The organism is Bradyrhizobium sp. th-b2, from assembly GCF_000426785.1.
GTDB classification, from domain to species: Bacteria; Pseudomonadota; Alphaproteobacteria; order Rhizobiales; family Xanthobacteraceae; genus Bradyrhizobium; species Bradyrhizobium septentrionale.
Window position 1 is genome coordinate 1 of record NZ_AUGA01000234.1, and the last position, 1,667, is coordinate 1,667.

Here is a 1,667-nt window from a genome sequence, read left to right on the forward strand (position 1 = left end):
CCGCTCTAGCCGAACAGCCGCATCAGCAGGGCCTTGCCGACCGGCGCTGCGCGGACACTGCGGAAGGCGCGGACATATTCGCCGGCATAGAATGCGCGCACGACATTGATCCGCGTCGCAACCGCGTCCTCGAAGCGGACGCCGAAGCCATCGCGGGTGCGGCGGACCACGAGCGCGGCCACGTTCTGTCCGTAGACATTGCACTTGATCGAGGCGCCGATTGCGGGAGGGGCGGGATCGATGAAGCGCGCGCCCGAGATCGAAATGTCGACCATCCGGACCAGCCGCGGCTCCGTACCTTCGTGAATCAGGATCGGCTCGTCACGCTCGAAGCGCTCGGCCTTGCGACGCCGCGGCTGCTCGATGCAAATGAAGCACACGATCGCGAGCACGACGCAATTATAGAGGCTCCAGGCCAGCGCCAGCCCCCCATAGGCGATGCTGTCGCCGCGCACATGCAGGATGAATGCGTAGGCGATCGCCAGCAGCGTGATGAGCAAGGCGCTGCCATAGAGCCGCAGCAGCGGCCACTCGATGAAGCGGCGATCGCGGTCACCGCCCTTGGCCGTCACCTTGAACTTGTGGCCTTGCGGCTTGGCGAGGCCGATCACGACCGCCTTCAGGACCGCGGGGGCTGCGATGCATTGCGACACGTCGGTCATGATCGCGAGCGAGCGACCGCGCGAGATCCAAGCCATGGTGAAGGCGTGCCAGACATAGAACGGCATGAAGTACTTCAGAAGCTCGAACAGATCGGCGTGAACCGCCTTGATGCCGAACAGCAGATAGAGCCACGGCACGACGAGGCCGAAAACCTTGGTGCCATAGAGCGCCGCCCAGCTCATGAAGGCGTCGACCAGCGACAGCCGGTCCATGAAGGCGAGCTTCGATTGCCGCGAGAACGGCCCGCTGCGGCCCCTGAAGATCTGCATGAAGCCGAGACACCAGCGCCCGCGCTGGGTGATGTATTCCTTCAATCCCTCCGGCGCGAGACCGATGGTCAAGCGCTCGTTGAGATAGACCGTGCGCAATCCCCTTTCCTTCAGGCGCAGCGTGACGAGATAATCCTCCGTCACCGAATCGGTCGGAAAGCCGCCGATCTGCATCAGGCCGGAAAAGCGGATCAGCGATGAGGTTCCGCAGCAAAATGCCGTGCCCCAGGCGTCCTTGGCCGGCATCAGGATGTCGAAGAAGAAACGCTGTTCGTCGGGCCAGACGTCGGTTGCGGCGAGATTGGTCTGGATCGGATCCGGATTGATGAAGTGCTGCGGCGTCTGCACGACGCCGACGGTGCCGTCCTGCATCAGGCTCATCGCCCGCGTTAGGAAGTCCGGCATCGGGACAAAATCCGCATCGAGGATCGAGACGAACTCCGGCCGGTCCGGCAGCCCGGAAACGTGCTGGAGCGCATGATTGATGTTGCCGGCCTTGGCATGGCGGTTGTCCGGACGGGTCAGATAGTTGCAGCCGAGCTCCTGGGCGAGCCGGCGCAGCCAGAGCCGCCGTCCGTCGTCGAGCACCCAGACGCGATAATCGGGATAGTTCAGCCCGGTGGCGCCGATGATGGTGCGCTCGAGGATCGCCTTCTCTTCATTGTAGGTGCAGATGAAGACGTCGACGCGCGGCGCATCCGTCAACGCCTTGGATTGACGCAGGATGGCATTGAC

1 protein-coding gene is annotated in these 1,667 nt (G+C 63.6%); it reads right to left on the bottom strand.

All coding sequences use genetic code 11. The features are described from left to right. Nucleotides 1–5 precede the first annotated feature (5 nt). The coding region (locus K359_RS0147945; RefSeq protein ID WP_029085246.1) for a glycosyltransferase at nucleotides 6–1,667 on the bottom strand (1,662 nt) is incomplete at its 5' end.